Source organism: Streptomyces sp. NPDC002513, assembly GCF_053595355.1.
On sequence record NZ_JBSFXK010000004.1, the window covers coordinates 21,016 to 41,915 of the forward strand.

Consider the following 20,900-nt stretch of genomic DNA (forward strand, 5'->3'; position numbering starts at 1 on the left):
CTACATCTCCTCGGATACGTAACTGCGAAGCCAGGTCCGGAAGTCCGGCCCCAGGTCTTCACGTTCGCATGCGAGTCTGACAATGGCACGCAGGTAGTCGCCACGGTCGCCGGTGTCATAGCGGCGGCCCGTGAAGACGACACCGTGCACGGGGCCGCCGACCTTCTCGTCCTCGGCGAGTTGCTGGAGGGCGTCGGTGAGCTGGATCTCGCCGCCCCGGCCCGGCTCGGTCTTGCGCAGTATGTCGAAGATGTGCGGGTCGAGGACATAGCGGCCGATGACCGCGTAGTTCGACGGGGCGTCCGTCGGCTCCGGCTTCTCGACCAGCCCGGTCACCCTGACCACGTCACCGTCCTCGGTGGCCTCTACGGCGGCAGACCCGTAGAGGTGGATCTGCTCCGGCGCCACCTCCATGAGCGCGATGACGCTGCCGCCGCGGCGCTCCTGGACCTCGACCATGCGGGCCAGCAGGGGATCGCGCGGGTCGATGAGGTCGTCGCCGAGGAGGACGGCGAAGGGCTCGTGGCCGACGTGCGGGGCGGCGCACAGCACGGCGTGGCCGAGGCCCCTGGGGTCGCCCTGGCGGACGTAGTGCATGGTGGCGAGGTCGCTGGACTCCTGGACCTTCGCGAGCCGTTCGGCGTCGCCCTTCTTCTCCAGGGCCGACTCGAGCTCGTAGTTGCGGTCGAAGTGGTCCTCGAGGGGACGCTTGTTGCGACCGGTGATCATGAGAACGTCGTCGAGCCCCGCGGAGACCGCCTCCTCGACCACGTACTGGATCGCCGGCTTGTCGACGACCGGCAGCATTTCCTTGGGGGTGGCCTTGGTGGCCGGCAGGAACCGGGTACCGAGGCCTGCCGCGGGAATGACAGCCTTGGTGATCCTGGGGTTCGACTCAGTCATGCCCGCCACCTTATCGGGTGGCTTTATGCGGTATCTGTGGCTCCGGTTAATTAGCTCTCATATGAGCAGATTAAGGAAGGCAGGCAGTGACCAGTGGTTCCCATGGAACGCGAGGCAGAGCCTGACAAACGAATGTTGCGGCAAGGGTTCCTCTCGGTGAGAAGCAGGTTGACGGCGGATGACGTAGACCTGGCGGCGGACGCGCTCGCCGAGCGGGCGCTGGAGCTGCCCGAACTGGCGCACGCGCGCACGGTCGCCGCATATGTCTCCGTGGGCGAGGAACCCGGCACCCTCGCCCTCCTGGACGTCCTGCGCGCGCGGGGCGTACGCGTCCTGCTGCCGGTGCTCCTGCCGGACAACGACCTGGACTGGGGCGCGTACACCGGACCGGACTGCCTGGTCCGCGTCCGGCGCGGCTCCCGGATGGCCCTCCTGGAGCCCACGGGCGAGCGCCTGGGCCCGGAGGCCGTGCGGGGGGCCGACGCGGTGCTGCTGCCCGGCCTGGCCGTGGACGCGCGCGGCATGCGCCTCGGGCGCGGCGGGGGCTCGTACGACCGTGTACTGGCCCGTCTGGAGCGCGCCGGAGCCGACCCGGCGCTGGTCGTGCTCCTGTACGACACGGAGGTCGTCGAACGCGTCCCCGAGGAGGCGCACGACCGTCCGGTGCACGCGGTGGTGACCCCCTCGCGCGTACGCCGCTTCCGCTGACCTCCCGCCGATCACGGATACGGCTCTCCACGCACGCGTGGAGAGCCGTATCTCAGCGGGCACCCGGTGTCAGGGCTTGAGCACCAGGGTGTCGGTCGTGCTCTTGTCGACCGCGTCCTTGGAGAACTGCCACGGCAGCAGTTCGCCCTGGGCCCACTTGTCCGTCTGGTCGGTGTAGTGGGCGCTGTAGGCGTGCCCCGAGGCGCCGGACAGGTTGATCCACCTGGACTTGTCGAGGTCGTCCAGGTTGACCACCATGCGCATCGACGGCACCCAGACGGCGCTGTAGCCGCCCGCCGCGTTCCAGCCGGTGGCGTTCACGGTCGCCTCGCCGCCGTCGAGCTTCCAGGGCCCGCGGTTGAGCATGTACTGCAGGAGGCCGGGGCCGTCGGTGCCCAGGGTCTGGTTCTTCAGGAACAGCCGGTGCAGCCGGCCCCAGCTCCAGGTGTCCAGGTCGTTGCCGAGCTTGGCGGTCAGCTCCCAGCGGGCGTCCTTCATGGCCCGCGCGAACAGCTCGTCACGCGTCGTGGCGGCCGGGTCGGTGCGCGTCTTGGGCGTCTGCCACCAGTCGTTCTTCTGGTCGTCGATGATGTTGCGCACCACCTCGAACCAGCGGTCGCCGCCGTCGGGCTGCGCCTGGTCCGCATCGCGCTGGCCGCACTCGCGCACCCTCTGGTCCGCGTCCGCCGGTCCGGTGCTGTCGGCCGGCTCGACCCACAGGCACTGGCCCTTGACCCGCAGCTCCTTGGGCAGCTTGTTGCCGAACGCGAGCTTGAGGATGTTGCGCCACACGGCGTTGAAGTAGGCGGCCGCCGCCGAGTCGGCGTCCTGGGTGTAGTCCCAGCCCTCCAGCAGCTTCTGCGTCTCACGGACGTGCTTGTCCGCGACGTCGATCTTGAGCAGCTTGGGCACCAGGAGCTTGGCGATCTCGCTGCTGTTGTCGAGCTGCATCTGCCGCATGTCGTCGGTCGAGATCTTGCCGCCGCCCTTGATCTTCGACTCGATCAGGTCGGTGATCCGCTGGCTGCGGGTGCCGTAGCCCCAGTCCGTGGTGAGGGTGAAGGGGTACTTGTCCTTGTCGATCACGGCCTGGTTGGCGGTGACGATGTAGCCGCTCTTCGGGTTGTACTCGTACGGCAGCGCGTCCTGCGGGATGTAGCCGGTCCACTGGTACTTGGCGTCCCAGCCGGGCGCCGGGACCGAGCCGTCGTCGCCCGACGCGCGCGTGGGGATCTTGCCCGGCAGCTGGTAGCCGATGTTGCCCTTGGTGTCGGCGTAGATCAGGTTCTGCGAGGGCACGTCGAAGGACCGGGCCGCCGCGCGGAACTCGTCCCAGTTCGACGCCTTGTCGATCTCGAAAACGGCGTCCATGGAGGTGCCGGGGTCCAGGGCGGTCCAGCGCAGCGCGACCGCGTAGCCGTCGCCGCGGTCGGGCGCCGCGGTGTTCACGGTGGCCTTCTTGCCGACGTTGACCAGTTCGTCGTCGCGGTCGGACAGCAGCGGCATGTTGTTCGCCTCACGGACGACGATCTGCTTGGAGTCCCCTCCGGCGACCTTGATCGTCTCGGTGCGGGTGGTGAACGGCTTCACCGTGCCGTCGAAGAGGTATCCGTTGCCGGACAGCTTCTCCAGGTAGAGGTCGGTGACGTCGACGCCGGAGTTGGTCATGCCCCAGGCGATGTCCTGGTTGTGGCCGATGACCACCCCGGGCATGCCCGCGAAGGTGTACCCGGTCACGTCGTACTGGCAGGAGCTGGAGAGCGCCGTGCAGTGCAGGCCCATCTGGTACCAGACCGAGGGCAGCGAGGCCGACAGGTGCGGGTCGTTGGCCAGCAGCGGCTTGCCGGTGATGGTGTGGCTGCCGGCGACGACCCAGGAGTTGGAGCCGATGCCGTTGCCGTTCACGCCCACGGCCGTCGGGATGTCGTCGAGGGCGGTGGAGAGACCCGCCAGCTGGCTCGTCAGGCTCGAGCCGGTCGAGGCCGAGCCCCCGGTCGTCGTCGCGCCGGTCGTGGACGTGCCGGTCGTGGACGCCCCGGACGTCGTGGGTCCGGTCGTCGACGTGCCGGTCGTCGACGTGCCGGTCGTGGACCCGCCCGTCATGGAGGTCCCGGTCGTCGACTGGACGCCCGTCGAGCCGCTCTGCTCGAAGGCCTTGGTGATGGCGTCGTACTGGCCCGTCTGGACGATCGGCTTGTTACGGCCGTAGGGGTACTCCGGGTACAGGTCCGCGATCTGCTTCGGGCCGAGCCGGCTGGTCATCAGCGAGCGGTCGATCTCGTCCTGCATGTTGCCGCGCAGGTCCCAGGCCATCGCCTTGAGCCAGGAGACCGAGTCGACCGGCGTCCACGGCTGGGGCCGGTAGTCGTTGGTCAGGGCCAGCGCCGCGTACTCCAGGGAGATGTGCTTGCCGTCCTTGCCCTGCAGATAGGCGTTGACTCCCTTGGAGTACGCCTGGAGGTACTTCTTCGTGGCGGACGACAGCTTGGTGTCGTACTCCTTCCGCGCCACCCGGTCCCAGCCCAGGGTGCGCAGGAACTCGTCGTTCTTGACCTGGCTCTTGCCGAACATCTCGGACAGGCGGCCGGATGTCATATGGCGGCGCACGTCCATCTCGTAGAACCGGTCCTGCGCCTGGACGTATCCCTGCGCCATGAACAGGTCCTCGTCCGAGGAGGCGTAGATCTGCGGGATCCCGTAACCGTCACGCTTGACCTGGACGGGACCCGACAGGCCGTTGAGCGTGATCGACCCCTTGGTCTGCGGGAAGGAGGCACGGACGGTGCTGAGGGACCAGTACCCGCCATAGCCGAACCCTCCCACAAGGGCCACAACCAGGACGATCATGAGCAGACGGGCTCTGCGCCCTTTCTTCCTGCCGGACTTGCCGGGCTTCTGGCCGGAAGAGGCGGTGGTGTTGGGGGGCATCGCTGTCCTTGCTGTCCTAACACGAGCGGCAGGGCGGGCTGTGCTTTCTACTGAACGCTGGAGCAACCATAGGCGCAGGGCCCGCACCGCCTTGACGCGGAGTCGGGAACGCGCACCGGACCGGAGTTCGATCATGCGCCTCGAAGCGTCAAGGAATCGTCAAGAATTAGGTAAGGTAATGAAGTACCTGTTCTGAAGATCCCGGCGGCACCCGATTCACCGCCGGGCCCGAGGCGTCCGCACGGTGGCGTCCGGATCGGCGAGAAGGGAACGGCCGCTGACTGTCCACCATCTCAACCAGCTCCTGCTCGTCTGTTCGCTCGTCCTGCTCATCGCGGTGGCGGCGGTCCGCGTCTCCTCGCGCAGCGGGCTCCCCAGCCTGCTCGTCTACCTCGGCATCGGCATCGCCATGGGGCAGGACGGGGTGGCCGGCATCCACTTCAACAACGCCGAGCTGACCCAGGTCATCGGCTACGCGGCCCTGGTCGTGATCCTGGCCGAGGGCGGTCTCGGCACGAAGTGGAAGGAGATCCGGCCCGCCCTCCCCGCCGCCTCCTCCATGGCCCTCCTCGGCGTCGCGGTGAGCGTCGGGATCACGGCCGCCGGCGCGCACTACCTGAGCGGCCTGGAATGGCGGCAGGCGCTGATCATCGGAGCGGTGGTGTCGTCGACCGACGCGGCGGCGGTCTTCTCGGTCCTGCGGAAAGTCCCGCTCCCCACGCGCGTGACGGGCGTTCTGGAGGCCGAGTCCGGCTTCAACGACGCCCCGGTGGTCATCCTCGTCGTCGCCTTCTCCACCGCGGGCCCGGTGGAGCCCTGGTACAGGCTGCTGCTGGAGATATGCGCCGAGCTGGCCATCGGCGCCGCCATCGGCCTCGCGGTGGGCTGGCTCGGCGCCTGGGGCCTGCGGCATGTGGCGCTGCCCGCCTCCGGCCTCTACCCGATCGCCGTCATGGCCATCGCGGTCACGGCGTACGCGGGCGGCGCGCTCGCCCACGGCAGCGGCTTCCTCGCCGTGTACCTCGCGTCGATGATGCTCGGCAACGCCAAACTGCCACACTGGCCGGCGACGCGCGGATTCGCGGAGGGGCTCGGCTGGATCGCCCAGATCGGCATGTTCGTCCTGCTCGGTCTGCTGGTCACCCCGCACGAACTGGGCGACGACGTGCTGCCCGCCCTCGTCATCGGTCTGGCGCTGACGATGGTGGCGCGCCCCCTGAGCGTCGTGCTGAGCCTGTTGCCGTTCCGAGTGCCGTGGCAGGAGCAGACGCTGATGTCATGGGCGGGGCTGCGCGGCGCGGTTCCCATCATCCTGGCGACGATCCCCATGGTGAACGGCGTCGCGGGCAGCCGCCGCATCTTCAACATCGTCTTCGTCCTCGTCGTCGTCTACACCCTGATCCAGGGCCCGACCCTGCCCTGGCTGGCCCGCGTCCTGCGTCTGGGCAAGGGCCCCGAGGCGGCCGACCTCGGCATCGAGTCGGCACCCCTGGAGCGGCTGCGCGGGCATCTGCTGTCCGTCGCGATCCCCGAGGGCTCCCGGATGCACGGCGTGGAGGTCAGCGAGCTGCGGCTGCCGCCGGGGGCCGCGGTCACCCTCGTCGTCCGGGACGGCGCCTCGTTCGTGCCGCTGCCCTCCACGGTGCTGCGGCACGGGGACGAACTGCTCGTGGTCGCCACGGACCAGGTCCGCGACGCGGCGGAGCGGCGCCTGAGAGCCGTGGGCCAGGGCGGCAAGCTGGCCGGATGGCTGGGGCTCGGAAACGGGGCGGCGGGGGCCTGAGGGCGCGGGCCGCGGTGCGGGGGCGGGGACATGTGCGGGTGCTGGGGTGTGCGGGTGCCGGTGCCGGCGGGTGCCCCGGTGCCGGCGGGTGCGGGGTGCGGGTGCGGGTGCGGGTGCGGGTGCGGAGGGAGTGTGGGGACCGGCGGGTCCGTAGGGACCATGGACACGGGCGTTACGGGAACGTTTCGCCCGGTTCACACCTCCGGCAATCCCAGGCGAAGGATCCAGCGGCGCGCCTTTTCACAGGCGCATTCCCCCTCACCTCTGTACAATGAAGGCGACCTTGATCGAACCAACTCTGCCTGACGCAGAGCTGGCGCGACCGTATGGCGGCCGGACCTCCTGAGCAGTGGGCGCCGGTATCTACCGCAGTCCGCGCAAGAGGACAGCTCTCGGCGCGCCTTCGCACGGCGAACGGGCCCACGGAAGGGGCCGCGCCACCAGGCGGCAGAAAGGCACGGGCCGTGGTGTCCACGGTCACCTCGAAGTCGTCCCGCCCTGGCTACGGACAGCTGCTGCGCACCCGCGGCGCCTGGACGTTCCTGCTCCCCGGCTTCGCGGCGCGTCAGCCGTTCGCGATGCTCACCCTGTCCATCGTGCTGCTGGTCCAGCACACCACCGGCTCGTACGGGGCTGCGGGCGCCGTCGCGGCGGCCACCGGTGTCTCCATGGCGCTGTTCGCGCCCTACAGCGGCCGTCTCGCCGACCGCCACGGCCAGCGGGCGGTGCTGCTCCCCGGCATCCTGGCACACGCCCTCGCGGGCGTGTCCCTGACGGCGCTCGCGCTGGCCCACGCACCCCTGTGGGCCCTGTTCGCGGCGGCCGTCCCGACCGGCGCCTCGGTGCCGCAGATCGGCCCCATGGTGCGGGCCCGCTGGGGCGTGAAGCTCAAGGACTCGCCCCTGGTGCCGACGGCGGCGGCCTTCGAGTCCGTCACCGACGAGCTGACCTTCGTGCTCGGACCGCTGCTGGCGACGGCCCTGTGCACCGCCGTGGACCCGGCCGCGGGCCTGCTGGCCGAGTCGGCACTCACGCTGGTCGGCGGCGTGCTGTTCGCCGCGCAGAAGGGCACGCAGCCGCCCGCCGCACGGGCGCACGCGCGCGTGGAGCACGTCCCCGCGCTGAGCGTTCCCGGGGTGCGGGTGCTGATCGTGACCTTCCTGGGCATCGGTTCCGTCTTCGGCGGCATGCAGGTCTCGCTCGCCGCGTTCAGCCAGTCGATCGGCTCCCCCGGTCTGAACGGCGTCCTGTACGGCGTCTTCGCCGCCGGCAACATGCTCTCCGGCATCGTCTGCGGCGCCATCACCTGGAAGGCCGCCCCGCAGCGCCGTCTCGTCGTCGGCTACACGGCCCTGGCGCTGACCGCCTCCGCCCTGTGGACCGCCCACTCCGTGGCGCTCCTGGCGGGCCTCGGCCTCCTGGTGGGCATGTCCATCGCCCCCGCCCTGATCACCGGCTACACCCTCGTGGAGGGACTGGTTCCGGCGGGCGCCCGCACCGAGGCCTTCACCTGGCTGACCGGGGCGGTCGCGTTCGGCCAGGCGGCCGCCGTCACCGTCGCCGGCCAGTTGGAGGACCGTCTGTGGGACGGTGCCGGATTCCTCGTCCCGATGGCCGGCACGGTGCTGGCACTGGTGACCCTGGTGGCTCTGCGGTCACGGCTGGCGGCACGCCCGCGTGGCCGCACCGTGGCACGTGGTGTCGGTCACCGCTCCCCGGTCACGGTGGACTGATCCCGAGGAATACGTCACTATGGACCGTCGTTAGCACTCATCGAGTCAGAGTGCCAGGAGGAAGACTAGTGCCGACCTACCAGTACCAGTGCACCGAGTGCGGCCAGGGCCTCGAGGCGGTGCAGAAGTTCACCGACGATCCCCTGACCGTCTGCCCCAACTGCGGTGGCCGCCTGAAGAAGGTGTTCTCCGCGGTCGGCATCGTCTTCAAGGGTTCCGGCTTCTACCGCAACGACAGCCGCGGCTCGTCCTCGAGCAGCAGCCCGGCGGCGTCGAAGTCGTCGAGCTCCTCCAACTCGTCGAGCTCCTCGTCGTCGTCCGACTCCGGGTCGTCGTCGACGAGCACCTCGTCCAGCTCCGCCGCGTAAGGCTCCACCTCGGGCCCCGCCGTCGCACGACGGCGGGGCCGACGGACTTCCCGCCCGCCCCGCACGACGGGGCCGCCGGACCTTCGCCCGCACCACGCCGGCGGGCTCTTGGGGGATCTTCGCCGACGGTTTGCGACTGCTCCGAGCTGCCTCGGTCCACCTCGCCGGCGGCTCCTCGGGTTCCCCGGTCCCGTACCCCCTGCCCCTGTTCTCTACGGTGGCGGGGGGTTCTCGCTGTCGGGGCCCGCTACTGTGCTCGCCATGGCGAACGCAGAAATCGGCGTCATCGGCGGCTCGGGCTTCTACTCGTTCCTCGACGACGTGACCGAGATACAGGTCGACACCCCGTACGGAGCCCCCAGCGACTCCCTCTTCCTCGGTGAGATCGCCGGGCGGAAGGTCGCCTTCCTCCCCCGCCACGGCCGCGGCCACCACCTCCCGCCGCACCGGATCAACTACCGCGCCAATCTCTGGGCGCTGCGCTCCGTCGGCGTACGGCAGGTGCTCGGGCCGTGTGCCGTGGGCGGACTCCGCCCCGAGTACGGCCCCGGGACGCTGCTCGTCCCCGACCAGATGGTGGACCGTACGAAGGCCCGGACGCAGACCTACTTCGACGGGCTTCCGCTGCCCGACGGCACCGTGCCGAACGTGGTGCACGTCTCGCTCGCCGACCCCTACTGCCCCGTGGGCCGGAAGGCCGCACTGGCGGCGGCACGCGGGCGGGACTGGGAGCCGGTGGACGGCGGCACGCTGGTCGTGGTCGAGGGGCCGCGGTTCTCCACCCGTGCCGAATCGTTGTGGCACCAGGCGCAGGGCTGGTCCGTGGTCGGCATGACCGGCCATCCCGAGGCCGCGCTCGCCCGCGAACTGGAGCTGTGCTACACGTCGTTGACCCTCGTCACGGACCTGGACGCGGGGGCCGAAACCGGTGAGGGCGTCTCGCACGACGAGGTGCTGAAGGTGTTCGCGGCCAACGTGGACCGGCTGCGGGGCGTGCTGTTCGACGCGGTCGCGGGGCTGCCCGCGACCGAGGCGCGGGACTGCCTGTGCGCGACCGCGCTGGGTGGGATGGATCCGGGTTTCGAGCTGCCGTGATGATGTGCGGGGACCCGGAACGCCCCGTTCGGGTGGGCGAGTTGTCCACAACCGGCGGGTAGTCCACGGGCCTCAGCGAGCGGCGTCGCGAAGCCTCATCGTGGAGGGCGTCCCGCTCTCACGACGCAGGTGGTGATCACCATGTCTCGGCTTCCCTCGCCTTACCTCGGCACGGCCGTACACCCGCCGTACCCTGGCGCGTCCGTCCACCCGCCGTACCCCGACCCCGGTCCGCCTGTGCACCCGCCGCACCCCGGCCCCTCCGTCCACCCTCCGCACCCCGGCCCCTCCGTCCACCCTCCGCACCCCGGCCCCTCCGTCCACCCTCCGCACCCCGGCCCCTCCGTGCACCCGCCGCACCCCGGCCCCTCCGTGCACGTGCGGCCGCCCGGCTGGGACGCCTTCGTGCATCCGCCGGACCTCGGCGCCGGGGACCGCCCGGGCACGCCCCCGACCTGCGCGGTGCCGCACTTCGCACCCCTGCGCGTGCGCGGCGGGCGGCACCGGCTGCGTGGTCTGCTGCGGCACCAGAGGCGGGCCCTGACCGTGGGCCTGGCGGTCATCGCGGCCGCGCTGGTCGCGGCGGGGCCGGGCGGCTCCGAGGGGGCACGGGGGCATCCGGGCGCCGGCAGGCACCCCACGGCGAGGGCAAGGCCCGCAGGGGAGCCACTCCCCGTGGAGATGGTCACGGCCCCGGTACGGATCGCGGACGGGGCGACGGTGCGGTTGTTGCGGCCGGGCGACCGGGTCGATGTGATCGCGGCCGACGGCGGCGGCAGCGGCACGGTGGTCGCGCCCGGCGCGCGGGTGATCCGGGTGCCGGACGTCGAGCCCACGGAGAGCGGCGCGCTGGTCGTGCTCTCCGTGCCGCGCGCCACGGCCGCGCGCCTGGCCGGTGCCGGCGCGACCGCACGACTGGCGGTGGCGCTGTGCTGAGCACACCGGGCACACCCGTCGGCCGGGGGACGGGCCTCGTCCACCCACCCCCGGGGTGGACAGACGCGGGAGGCCTTGACGTAGGTTGCGGAGCTGTTCGTTCCGCAACGTGTGCAGTCGAGGAGGGGCCCACCGGTGAGCGAGAAGAAAGCGCCGAGCGTCTTGCAAGGGTTCAAGGCGTTCCTGATGCGGGGGAACGTCGTCGATCTGGCGGTCGCAGTGGTCATCGGCGCCGCCTTCACCAGCATTGTGGACTCCGTGGTGAAAGGGGTCATCAACCCGGTCGTGGGTGCGCTCGGCACCCAGAGTCTGGACGGCTACAGCTCCTGCATCAAGGAACCCTGCACAGGCACCGGCGCCAACGCGACGGGGATCCGGATCCTGTGGGGCTCGGTCCTCGGCGCCACGCTCAACTTCCTGATCACCGCAGCCGTCGTCTACTTCCTGATGGTCCTGCCCATGTCCAGGTTCCTGGCCCGGCAGGAGGCGCGCCGCAAGGCGAAGGAGGGCACGCCCGCAGCGGAGGCGACCGAGCTGGAGGTGCTCAAGGAGATACGCGACGCGCTCGTCGCCCAGCGCGGCTCCGTGCGCAACGGGTCATAGCGGACCGAGGGGAAGAGGCACCGACAGGCCGAGTGCCCCATGCCCAGGGGTACTCACAGGTGGTGGGGCGGCTTCTCGTCGAGAAAACGCGCCAGGTCGGCCGCACTGTCGCCACTCGCGCCGGGCCGCTCGCCCCACCCCTGGTCGCTGTCGTCCGAGGACGGCCGGCTCAGCGGGTCGTCGAAGACAAGGGCGTCCTTGGGGTCGGGCTTGGCATCGCGCGGCGCGCGGTCGGGGGTGGCGCTCATGCCTCCAGCGTACGTCCGGGGCACCGGAGGGCGGCGCCCTCCCCGGCGCCGGGCGGCCACCCGGCGTGCGGGCAGCGGGCCGGCGCGGGCACCGGGCAGCCACCCGGAGCGCACCGGGGAGCCGGCCGGCGCGGGGACAGGCAGTCGGCAGGCGCGGGCACCAGGTACCCGTGCGGGCACCAGGTACCCAGCCGGTGCCCGCGCCCGGTGTCCGGTCGGCCTCGATGCGACGTACCCGCTGGCCTCGGTGCCAGGACCCGGTGGCCACCCGGCGCGCTTGCCTCACAGCCGACCGGCGCCGGCGCCCGATGGCGACCGGTCACCCGGCGCCGGTGCCGGGTGACCGCCGGGGTGACCGTGGCGGTGCTGTGGTCGCACGGCGGGGCGCGCCCTGGCGACGGATCATGGGGGCATGACAGTTGACGCTCTGACAGATGTCGCGGGGCTCCGGGTGGGCCATGCCACGCGGACCGGGGACGGCTGGCTCACCGGGACCACCGTCGTCCTGGCCCCGGAGGGCGGGGCCGTCGCGGCCGTGGACGTGCGCGGTGGCGGGCCCGGCACCAAGGAGACCGACGCGCTCGACCCGCGCAACCTGGTGCAGAAGGTCGAGGCGGTGGTCCTCACCGGAGGAAGCGCATACGGACTGGACTCGGCGTCGGGCGTGATGGCCTGGCTGGAAGAGCGCGGGCGCGGGGTGCGCGTCGGTCCCGATCCGACGCACGTGGTGCCGGTGGTGCCCGCCGCCTGTGTCTTCGACCTGGGGCGCGGCGGCGACTTCAAGGCCCGTCCGGACGCGGCGGTCGGCCGGGCGGCGGTCGAGGCGGCTGCGGCGAGCGAGCCGGGCGCACCGGTGGCGCAGGGCTGCGTCGGTGCGGGCACGGGCGCGACGGTCGGCCCCTTCAAGGGCGGGGTCGGCACGGCGAGCACCGTGCTGGGCTCCGGGATCACCGTGGGTGCACTGGTCGTGTGCAACGCGGTGGGCTCGGTGTCGGAGCCGACGACGGGCGCCCTGTACGGGGAGTTGGCCCAGGGCCGGGTCGAACTGCCCACACAGGAGGTGCACGAGGCGGCCCGGCGACGGCTCGCCGAGACCGCGGCGAAGTCCGGCCGCCCACCGCTGAACACGACCCTCGCGGTCGTGGCGACCGACGCCGACCTCACCAAGGCCCAGGCCCAGAAGCTCGCGGGCACGGCTCATGACGGCTTCGCGCGCGCCCTGCGGCCCGTGCATCTGCTCAATGACGGGGACACGGTGTTCGCGCTGGCGACCGGCGCGACTCCGCTCGCCCCGTCGGGTCCCCTCGCGCTCAACGAGGTGCTCGCGGCCGGCGCGGACCTGGTGACACGCGCGATCGTGCGGGCCGTGCGCGCCGCCGTGTCGGTCGACGGGCCGGGCGGATCGTGGCCGTCGTACGGGGAGTTGTACGGAGGGCGATAGAGGACGGGACGGGTGATTGTCCCGGTTCTGTCACATGGTGGTGTTCACCCGGCGGACACGGGAACCCTTTGCCGGGACGTCAGCTCTTTCTCCACGTACTGAAGCGGATCACGCACACCAGCGGATCGCGCCCGTCAAAAGACCTGGAGAAGCCCGTGACAAGGCCGGACATGCGAGCGCGGCGCGTACTGGGGGCCTGTGCCGCCCTGATGGTCGGCGCCCTGACCCTCACCGCCTGCGGCGGCAGCGCCAGCGCCGACAACAAGGACACGAAGGACGCGAAGGACTCCGCCAAGACCTCCGCGGCGACGATCGCCATCACCGCCAAGGACGGTTCCACCGACGCGTCGATCAACGCGACCGGGGTGAAGGCCAGCGGCGGGAAGCTGACCGAGGTGAAGATGACGGTGGCGGGGACGAACACCGCCGTTGCGGGGGAGATCTCCGCGGACGGGGCGTCCTGGAAGCCGAAGGAGCAGCTGGAGCGCGGGACGAAGTACCAGATCTCGGCGACGGCCAAGGACGCGAACAACCGGATGGCGGCGGCCAACTCCATCTTCACGACGGTCTCTTCGGCGAACAGCTTCATCGGCACGTACACGCCCGACAACGGCACGACGGTCGGCGTCGGCATGCCGGTGTCCTTCACCTTCGACAAGGCGATCACCGACAAGAAGGCCGTGCAGTCGCACATCACGGTGACCTCCAGCAGCGGGCAGCAGGTCGTGGGGCACTGGTTCGGCGCCCAGCGGCTGGACTTCCGGCCCGAGGACTACTGGAAGGCCGGCTCCAAGGTCACGATGAAGATAGACCTGGACAGGATCCAGGGCGCGAACGGTATATACGGCGTGCAGAAGAAGACCGTGACCTTCACCGTCGGCCGCTCCCAGGTCTCCACGGTGGACGCCCGGACGCAGACCATGACGGTGGCGCGCGACGGCCGGACCGTCAGGACGGTCCCGGTCTCGACCGGCAGCGCGCAGCACACGACGTACAACGGGCAGATGGTGATCTCCGAGAAGTTCACACAGACCCGCATGAACAGCCAGACGGTCGGGCTGGGCGGCGAGTACGACATCCCGGACGTGCCGCACGCGATGCGGCTGACCACCTCCGGGACGTTCATCCACGGCAACTACTGGTACAACAAGGGCAATCCGCCGTTCGGCCGCGAGGGCACCAGCCACGGCTGCGTCGGACTCGCGGACGTGCAGGGCGCGCAGGGGAGCACGACCGCGAAGTGGTTCTACGACAACTCGCTGGTCGGGGACGTCGTGATCGTCAAGAACTCCCCGGACACCACGGTCGCGCCGGACAACGGCCTCAACGGGTGGAACATGACGTGGAGCGCATGGACTGCGGGAAGTGCCGTCTGACCAGGACGTTCTGACATGAGTTCGGGCCGCGCGGGAACCAATCGCGCGGCCCGGGCGTTTTCCCACCGTACGTTTTCTCGGTTCCCGGACATGATGTCCGACCGAGGGGCTACGGTATGCACCCACAAGGTGACATGCAGCAGCGCCGGGAGAAGCCTTGAGCGTTCCGTACGAGACGGCGGCGTACGAGCCAGCCGAGTCGCCCGAGTCTCCGGAGGAGCACCTCGCGCGGCTGCTGGGCCGTGCCCTGAACTCCTTCGAGCTGCCCGACGAGACGATAGGGATACTCGACTGCGCGCTGGCCGACGCCAGTTCGCTCCACTCGGCGCACCACAGCGCGGGCCTGCACCGGGAGACGTACCGGCACACCTGGCTGCTGGCGGACGGCTCTGCGGTCACCCTCTGGGAGCTGGTCCACAACACGGGACCCGGCGGCCACCTGGAACACGAGGTGTACGTGGACGAGGAGGAACTGCGCACCGCCACATCCCGGCTTCCGCTGACACCGGACGCCCCCGACTTCGAGCTGCCCGTGCCGGTGCGGCCGTCCCCCGTCCCCGAGCCCCGTCACGCGTACCGGCCCGACGCTTCGGCGGACCATGCCCGCCGGCTGCTGCGCCGGGCCGAGAACCCGGACCGCCCGGACGCGGACCTGGAGTCGTTACTGCTGCGCTCGGCGTCCGCGCACGAGATCACGCAGTCCTTCGGACGGCCGGGCCGGGCCGCCCGGGCGGGGCTGAGCTTCTCCCTCTACGAGCACGCGTTCCTGCTGCACGACGGCCGGGAGCTGTCCCTGTGGGAGGTCGAACACACGGCGACACCGGACGGACGGCACATGTGCGAGGTGTACGCGACGGAGGAGGAGGCGCGGGAGGCGATGGAACGCCGGGCGGCGACGCTCGGCTCCCCCTGACGCCAGGAACACTCCCGGGGAACATCCCCCCCGGGACGCGCCCCCGGCGCCGACAGCACCCTCCGCAACTTCCGCAGTCGCTAGGAGCGTCCCTCGCGGAACTGCCGCATCAGACCGGCGAAGGCGTCCCGTTCGGCCGGTGTGAGTTCGACGTTCTCCAGGTCCGGGCCCGACCGCGGCTGGTGGGGCAGCTCCCGGAGCGTCTCGCGCCGCAGCCGGGCGGCGCCCTCGGAGCGGACGTACTGCCTGGCCGCCTCCTCGAAGCGGCGACGGCGCAGTGCACGGCCCACACAGACGATCCAGATGGCGGTCGCCAGGGCGAGGGCGGGCACACCCAACAGCTGGAAGGTCGACACATGCGTAGGCATGAATCCCAGTAGACACCACGATCCGGGCCTTTTGCCCGGATCGTGACGCATCTCGCAGGTGAGACCATTGACGTGCTCCCTGGCCTAAAGTCCAGGGATTCCGGCCTGAGTCGTCTGACCCTTCCGGGGGCTTCCTGCTTCACCGCGCTGTGCCGGGACTTTCGCCCTGGTCTTACCGGCGCTCCACGAGGCGTTTAGTGTCTCCGCCCGTCCGGCGGCGACGATACGACGTCCTTCGAAGAGGACGTTGCGGGCTGCGTTGTGGTCGCGGTCATGCACGGTGCCGCATGCGCTGCACGTCCACTCACCGTGCCGTTCCCCCGGAGGGAGAAAGCGTTGGCGTTGAGGCGGATCGACTGCCGGGTGTCCTTCTTCGACCTGTAGCGGGGCGGGCCGACCTTCCGGCCCTGCCGCTTGCCCATGACCGAGTCGAAGAAGTTCTTGTAGGCGGTGTCCAGGTCCCGCAGGGACTGTTGCAGGACGACCGCAGACACGTCGGCGAGCCAGGCGCGTTCCTCGGTGCGCTTGGCCTGGGTGATACGAAGCCGGGACAACTCGGCCGACTTCACGTACGGCGGTCCGGCCGCGTGTGCTTCCTTCCGGTCGCGCAGGCAGTCGTTCCACACCACGCGGGCGCACCCGAACGCACGCGCCAGCGCACGGCGCTGCGGAGCGTCCGGGTAGGCCCGGTAGTTGTAGCGGAGCTGCACGGCCAAGATTCTACTATTGGTCTCATGGAGGGTCAGAACGAATACAGGCGTGGCAGACACGTCGTTTCGGCGATGCATGTGCACTTGGTCTTCGTGACAAAGTATCGGCGCGGGGTGTTCAGCGACGAGATGCTGACGCGTTGCGAAGAGATCATGCGCAAGGTCTGCGAGGACTTCGAAGCGGAGCTGAAAGAGTTCAACGGCGAGCACGATCACGTCCACCTCCTGGTGCACTACCCGCCCAAGGTCGCCGTCTCGAAGCTGGTCAACAGCCTCAAGGGCGTCTCCGCCCGCCGGATACGGCAGGAGTTCACCGGCCGGACCAACCACGCCATCACGCACGGGCACCTGTGGTCACCCTCGTACTTCTCGGCCTCATGCGGCGGAGCCCCACTGGCGATCGTCCGCCAGTACATCGAACAGCAAAGGCATCCGCTCTAAAGCCTGCTGGTCAGAGCAGTCTTGAGATGCGTTTCATCCCCGGCGTGAACGCCGGGGCTTTCACGCAAGATCACCGGTAAGACGAAGCAGTGGCGAAGGGGTTCAGAAGCGGCGTATCAGGGCCACCCCTCGTCGAACGGACCCTGCCGCGCGCGTGTGTCGGCCGCACCCTCCTCACCGGGGGTGCGGCCGACGCGTGTTGTGCTGCCGTGTCCGGTCAGGCGGCAACCGGCTGCTGGGACTTGGACGGGGCCGCTACGGCGCCGCCCGACTCGCCTGCCGCGCCCTCGGGGTTCTGCTTGCGCAGGCCTTTCAGGACCACCACCAGAGCCGTGGTCACACACACGCCGACGGCGATGGCGAGCAGGTAGAGGAACGGGTTGCCGATCAGCGGGACCACGAAGATGCCGCCGTGGGGAGCGCGCAGGGTGGCACCGAAGGCCATCGACAGGGCACCGGTGAGCGCGCCGCCGACCATCGACGAGGGGATGACGCGCAGCGGGTCGGCCGCCGCGAACGGGATCGCGCCCTCGGAGATGAAGGAGGCGCCCAGCACCCAGGCGGCCTTGCCGTTCTCGCGCTCGGTGTGCGTGAAGAGCCTGCCGCGGACCGTGGTCGCCAGGGCCATCGCCAGCGGCGGGACCATACCGGCGGCCATCACCGCGGCCATGATCTTCATCGCCGAGTCGCTCGGGTTGGAGACCGCGATACCGGCGGTGGCGAAGGTGTAGGCGACTTTGTTGACCGGGCCGCCGAGATCAAAGCACATCATCAGGCCGAGCAGCGCGCCGAGCAGGACGGCGTTGGTGCCGGTGAGGCCGTTCAGCCAGTCGGTCAGGCCCTTCTGCGCGGACGCGATGGGCTTTCCGACGACGACGAACATCAGGAATCCGACAACCGCCGAGGAGATCAGCGGGATCACCACCACTGGCATGATGCCGCGCAGCGCCGCCGGGATGTCGATCTTCTGGATGGCCATGACCACGCCACCGGCGAGGAGACCGGCGACCAGACCGCCGAGGAAGCCCGCGTTGATGGTGAGGGCGATCGAGCCGCCGACGAAGCCGGGCACGAGCCCGGGGCGATCCGCCATGCCGTAGGCGATGTAGCCGGCCAGGACCGGGACGAGGAAGCCGAAGGACACCACGCCGATCTGGAAGAGCAGCGCGGCCCAGCTGTCCGTCTGGGTCCACACGAAGTGGTCCATGACCGACGGCGCCTTGTTGATCTTGTAGCCGCCGATCGCGAAACCGAGGGCGATGAGCAGACCGCCCGCGGCGACGAACGGGACCATATAACTCACACCAGACATAAGCCACTTACGTAGCCTGGTGCCGTAGCCCTCCCCCGCGTCACCGGTCCGCTCGACCGGCGTCGCCGGGCCACCGGCCGCCGCGGTGACCTCGCCGCGCGCGGACTTGTCCCGCACCGTGGCGATCAACTCGGCCGGCCGGTTGATGCCCGCCTTCACACCGACGTCGACGGTCGGCTTGCCGGCGAAGCGGTCCTTCTCCCGTACGGGCACGTCATGGGCGAAGATCACGCCGTCCGCCGCCTCGATGACGGCCGGGTCGAGCCGGGTGAAGCCGGCCGAGCCCTGTGTCTCGACGACGACCTCGATACCCGCCTCGCGGCCCGCGTTCTCCAGCGACTCGGCGGCCATATAGGTGTGCGCGATGCCGGTGGGGCAGGAGGTGACGGCGACGATACGGAACGGGCGCCCGGCCGGAGCACCGGCGGCACCCGCCGCCGGAGCGACCGCGTCCGCGGCGCGCGCTCCCGGCACCGGGGCCGCGCTGCCCGCGGCGCCGGCATCGGCGGAAGCCCCCGAACCGGCCGCCGCGGCCTCCGCGGAATCCTCGGAGCCCTCCGAACCCGCAGAGTCCGCGGTGGCTTCGGAGCCCTCGGTCGGGGCCGGGGCCTCGTCGCCGCGGATGAGCGCGGCGGCGACCGCCGCGTCGTCCACGGACCGCAACGCGGAGGTGAACTCGGCGTTCATGAGCCGGCGGGCGAGGGACGACAGGATCGTCAGGTGCGCGTCGTCCGCGCCCGCCGGAGCCGCGATCAGGAAGATCAGGTCGGCCGGGCCGTCCGGGGCGCCGAAGTCGACGCCCCGTGCGCTGCGGCCGAAGGCGAGCGTCGGCTCGGTGACGTGCTCGCTGCGGCTGTGCGGGATGCCGATGCCGCCGTCGAGGCCGGTCGGCATCTGCGCCTCACGGGCCGCGACATCCGCGAGGAAGCCCTCCAGGTCGGTCACCCGGCCCTGGGCCACCATCCGCTCGGCGAGGGCACGGGCCGCCGCTTCCTTGGTGTCGGCGGACAGGTCGAGATCGACCAGGTCCGCGGTGATCATCTCGCTCATCGCGGGCTCCTTCGCACGCGTATCGCCCGGGGGATGTGACGGGCGGGGGTGGGAACGGGGGTGCAGGGGGGTGGTACGGAAAGGAAGGGGAGAGAAGGGAGAGAGGGGAGAGAGGCGGGTCGTACGGAAAGGAGTCGTACGGAAAGGAGGGGGGAGGCAGGGCCGGGGAAACCCCGCCTCGCCCCGGCTTCGGCGGGGACGTCCGGGTGCCGCCCCGGGCGCGGGGACGCGCGGCGCGCGCTCATGGCACCGGCTCCGTCAGAGCGCGGTCCAGGGGCACCTCCGAGGTGACGGTCACGGCGGAGGGGTCCAGATCGGCCGGGGTCGGCATCACACTGCCGGGCAGCCGGACCGCCGCGGCTCCGTGGGCGACGGCCGAGGCCAGGGCCTCGGGTCCGGTGCCGCCTGCGATCAGGAAGCCGGCGAGGGAGGCGTCACCGGCGCCGACGTTGCTGCGTACGGCGTCCACGCGGGCGCTGCCGAACCACACGCCCGCGTCGGACACGAGCAGTTGCCCGTCCGCGCCGAGGCTCGCGAGTACGGCACCCGCGCCCATTCCGCGCAGCTCCTCGGCCGCCTTGGCCGCGTCGCCGACGGTGGCGAGGGGCCGCCCGACGGCCGCCGCGAGTTCCTCGGCGTTCGGCTTCACCACGTCCGGGCGCTCACTCAGCGCCTTGAGGAGCGCGGGCCCCGAGGTGTCGAGCGCGATCCTGGCACCGGCGGCATGGGCGCGGGCGACCAGTTCGGCGTACCAGGACGGGGCGAGTCCGCGCGGCAGGCTGCCGCAGCAGGTGATCCAGGCGGTGTCGGCCGCGCGGTACTGCTCGCGGACCGTCTCCAGGAGCAGTTCGGCCTCGGCGGGGGACAGCTCGGGTCCGGGAGCGTTGATCTTGGTGAGGGTGCCGTCGGGCTCGGCCACCGAGATGTTGGACCGGGTGGCTCCGGCGATCGGCACCGGCGCCACGGTGATGCCCTGGTCGTGGAGCAGTTCGGCGACGAGCGCGCCCGGCGCCCCGCCCAGCGGCAGCACGGCGACCGTGCGCTGTCCGGCGGCCGCGACCGCGCGCGAGACGTTCACCCCCTTGCCGCCCGGATCCATGCGTTCACCGGTGGCCCGGATGACCTCGCCGCGATCGAGGGACGGGACCTCGTAGGCACGGTCGAGGGAGGGGTTCGGGGTGACGGTGAGAATCATGCGCGCACCACTTCCGTGCCGCCGCGTTCGATCGCGGTGGCGTCCTCGGGGCTCAGCCCGCTGTCGGTGATCAGCAGGTCCACGTCACCGAGGTCGCCGAAGCGGGCGAAGTGCTCCTGGCCGTGCTTGGAGGAGTCGGCGAGCAGCACCACCCGGCGTGCGGCGCGGATAGCGGCGCGCTTGACGGCGGCCTCGGCGAGGTCGGGCGTGGTCAGTCCGTGAGCGGCGGAGAAGCCGTTGGCGGCGATGAACACCACATCGGCGCGGATCTCGCCGTACGCGCGCAGGGCCCAGGCGTCCACGGCGGCGCGCGTACGGTGCCGTACGCGCCCCCCGACCAGATGGAGCTGGATGCCGGGGTGGTCCGCGAGGCGGGCCGCGGTGGGAAGGCTGTGGGTGACGACGGTGAGGGAGGCGTCCAGGGGAATGTCCCCCGCCAGCCGGGCGACGGTCGAGCCGGCGTCCAGGATCATCGTGCCCTCGCGCGGCAGTTCGGCGACGGCCGCCTGAGCGATCCGGTCCTTCTCGTCGGCCGCCGTGGACTCCCGCTCCGCGAGGTCAGGTTCGAAGTCCAGGCGCCCGGCGGGGATGGCACCGCCGTGCACCCGGCGCAGCAGTCCGGCGCGGTCCAGGGCCTTCAGGTCGCGGCGGATCGTCTCGGCCGTGACCTGGAACTCCTCGGCCAGTGACATCACGTCCACCCGGCCGCCGTCACGGGCGAGCCGGAGGATCTCCTGCTGCCGCTCCGGTGCGTACATTTCCGTTCGCCTCCGACTGATGCCCGAACAT

18 protein-coding genes and 2 pseudogenes are annotated in these 20,900 nt (G+C 71.0%); 11 read left to right on the forward strand and 9 right to left on the reverse strand.

All coding sequences use genetic code 11. The features are described from left to right. A complete protein-coding gene (galU, locus tag ACWD5Q_RS04140) occupies positions 1-903 on the reverse strand; it encodes a UTP--glucose-1-phosphate uridylyltransferase GalU (protein ID WP_451425449.1) in 903 nt (300 codons plus the stop codon). A 132-nt stretch (positions 904-1,035) separates the two neighbouring features. Between galU and ACWD5Q_RS04145 the strand changes: the two genes are divergently transcribed. Beyond that, complete coding sequence (locus tag ACWD5Q_RS04145) at positions 1,036-1,611, forward strand: 5-formyltetrahydrofolate cyclo-ligase (protein WP_451425450.1); 576 nt, start codon at positions 1,036-1,038, stop codon at positions 1,609-1,611. Between the two features lie 69 nt (positions 1,612-1,680). On the opposite strand, the gene ACWD5Q_RS04150 is transcribed toward ACWD5Q_RS04145, so the two are convergent. Beyond that, entirely contained in the window at positions 1,681-4,539 is a 2,859-nt protein-coding gene (locus ACWD5Q_RS04150; protein ID WP_451425451.1) for a penicillin acylase family protein, read from the reverse strand. Between the two features lie 244 nt (positions 4,540-4,783). Between ACWD5Q_RS04150 and ACWD5Q_RS04155 the strand changes: the two genes are divergently transcribed. From ACWD5Q_RS04155 to mscL, 6 genes are all read left to right on the forward strand, one after another. After that, entirely contained in the window at positions 4,784-6,322 is a 1,539-nt protein-coding gene (locus ACWD5Q_RS04155; RefSeq protein ID WP_451425452.1) for a potassium/proton antiporter, read from the forward strand. A gap of 464 nt (positions 6,323-6,786) precedes the next feature. Next, positions 6,787-8,055: an MFS transporter gene (locus ACWD5Q_RS04160; RefSeq protein ID WP_451425453.1), complete on the forward strand. Its 1,269-nt coding sequence runs from the start codon at positions 6,787-6,789 to the stop codon at positions 8,053-8,055. 68 nt (positions 8,056-8,123) lie between these two features. Next, positions 8,124-8,423, forward strand: coding sequence for an FmdB family zinc ribbon protein (locus tag ACWD5Q_RS04165; protein ID WP_451425454.1), 300 nt, complete (start codon positions 8,124-8,126; stop codon positions 8,421-8,423). Between the two features lie 261 nt (positions 8,424-8,684). Continuing rightward, complete coding sequence (locus ACWD5Q_RS04170; RefSeq protein WP_451425455.1) at positions 8,685-9,518, forward strand: S-methyl-5'-thioadenosine phosphorylase; 834 nt, start codon at positions 8,685-8,687, stop codon at positions 9,516-9,518. 345 nt (positions 9,519-9,863) lie between these two features. After that, positions 9,864-10,454, forward strand: a complete 591-nt coding sequence (locus ACWD5Q_RS04175; RefSeq protein WP_451425456.1) for a hypothetical protein — start codon at positions 9,864-9,866, stop codon at positions 10,452-10,454. A gap of 135 nt (positions 10,455-10,589) precedes the next feature. Continuing rightward, a complete protein-coding gene (gene mscL / locus ACWD5Q_RS04180; RefSeq protein ID WP_451425457.1) occupies positions 10,590-11,057 on the forward strand; it encodes a large conductance mechanosensitive channel protein MscL in 468 nt (155 codons plus the stop codon). A 53-nt stretch (positions 11,058-11,110) separates the two neighbouring features. Here mscL and ACWD5Q_RS04185 read toward each other — a convergent pair whose 3' ends face one another. Beyond that, a complete protein-coding gene (locus ACWD5Q_RS04185; RefSeq protein ID WP_451425458.1) occupies positions 11,111-11,305 on the reverse strand; it encodes a hypothetical protein in 195 nt (64 codons plus the stop codon). A 412-nt stretch (positions 11,306-11,717) separates the two neighbouring features. Here ACWD5Q_RS04185 and ACWD5Q_RS04190 point away from each other — a divergent pair, with 412 nt between their 5' ends. The 3 genes from ACWD5Q_RS04190 to ACWD5Q_RS04200 all read left to right on the forward strand — a co-directional run bounded on the left by ACWD5Q_RS04190 (position 11,718) and on the right by ACWD5Q_RS04200 (position 15,035). Beyond that, positions 11,718-12,746, forward strand: a complete 1,029-nt coding sequence (locus tag ACWD5Q_RS04190) for a P1 family peptidase (protein ID WP_451425459.1) — start codon at positions 11,718-11,720, stop codon at positions 12,744-12,746. A gap of 170 nt (positions 12,747-12,916) precedes the next feature. After that, entirely contained in the window at positions 12,917-14,122 is a 1,206-nt protein-coding gene (locus tag ACWD5Q_RS04195) for a L,D-transpeptidase (protein ID WP_451425460.1), read from the forward strand. Between the two features lie 157 nt (positions 14,123-14,279). Next, on the forward strand, positions 14,280-15,035 hold the full coding sequence (locus tag ACWD5Q_RS04200) for a DUF6227 family protein (protein WP_451425461.1): 756 nt from the start codon (positions 14,280-14,282) through the stop codon (positions 15,033-15,035). An 80-nt stretch (positions 15,036-15,115) separates the two neighbouring features. On the opposite strand, the gene ACWD5Q_RS04205 is transcribed toward ACWD5Q_RS04200, so the two are convergent. The 3 genes and pseudogenes from ACWD5Q_RS04205 to ACWD5Q_RS04215 form a co-directional block, all read right to left on the reverse strand. Beyond that, positions 15,116-15,403, reverse strand: a complete 288-nt coding sequence (locus ACWD5Q_RS04205) for a hypothetical protein (RefSeq protein WP_451425462.1) — start codon at positions 15,401-15,403, stop codon at positions 15,116-15,118. Between the two features lie 84 nt (positions 15,404-15,487). Next, a pseudogene (locus tag ACWD5Q_RS04210) lies at positions 15,488-15,685 on the reverse strand (RNA-guided endonuclease TnpB family protein); the annotation flags it as partial. Between the two features lie 23 nt (positions 15,686-15,708). After that, positions 15,709-16,113 (reverse strand): annotated as a pseudogene (locus ACWD5Q_RS04215) (RNA-guided endonuclease InsQ/TnpB family protein); the annotation flags it as partial. A gap of 24 nt (positions 16,114-16,137) precedes the next feature. On the opposite strand from ACWD5Q_RS04215, the gene tnpA reads away from it, so the two are divergent. Next, positions 16,138-16,554, forward strand: coding sequence for an IS200/IS605 family transposase (tnpA, locus tag ACWD5Q_RS04220; protein ID WP_451425463.1), 417 nt, complete (start codon positions 16,138-16,140; stop codon positions 16,552-16,554). Between the two features lie 217 nt (positions 16,555-16,771). Here tnpA and ACWD5Q_RS04225 read toward each other — a convergent pair whose 3' ends face one another. The 3 genes from ACWD5Q_RS04225 to ACWD5Q_RS04235 all read right to left on the reverse strand — a co-directional run bounded on the left by ACWD5Q_RS04225 (position 16,772) and on the right by ACWD5Q_RS04235 (position 20,869). Further along, positions 16,772-18,916, reverse strand: coding sequence for a PTS fructose transporter subunit IIABC (locus ACWD5Q_RS04225; RefSeq protein WP_451425464.1), 2,145 nt, complete (start codon positions 18,914-18,916; stop codon positions 16,772-16,774). Positions 18,917-19,157: 241 nt separating this feature from the next. Continuing rightward, positions 19,158-20,111 (reverse strand): 1-phosphofructokinase, encoded by a 954-nt coding sequence (pfkB, locus tag ACWD5Q_RS04230; protein ID WP_451425465.1) that lies wholly within the window; start codon positions 20,109-20,111, stop codon positions 19,158-19,160. After that, positions 20,108-20,869, reverse strand: coding sequence for a DeoR/GlpR family DNA-binding transcription regulator (locus ACWD5Q_RS04235; RefSeq protein ID WP_451425466.1), 762 nt, complete (start codon positions 20,867-20,869; stop codon positions 20,108-20,110). Before ACWD5Q_RS04235 ends, pfkB begins: the two co-directional genes overlap by 4 nt. Positions 20,870-20,900: the final 31 nt, after the last annotated feature.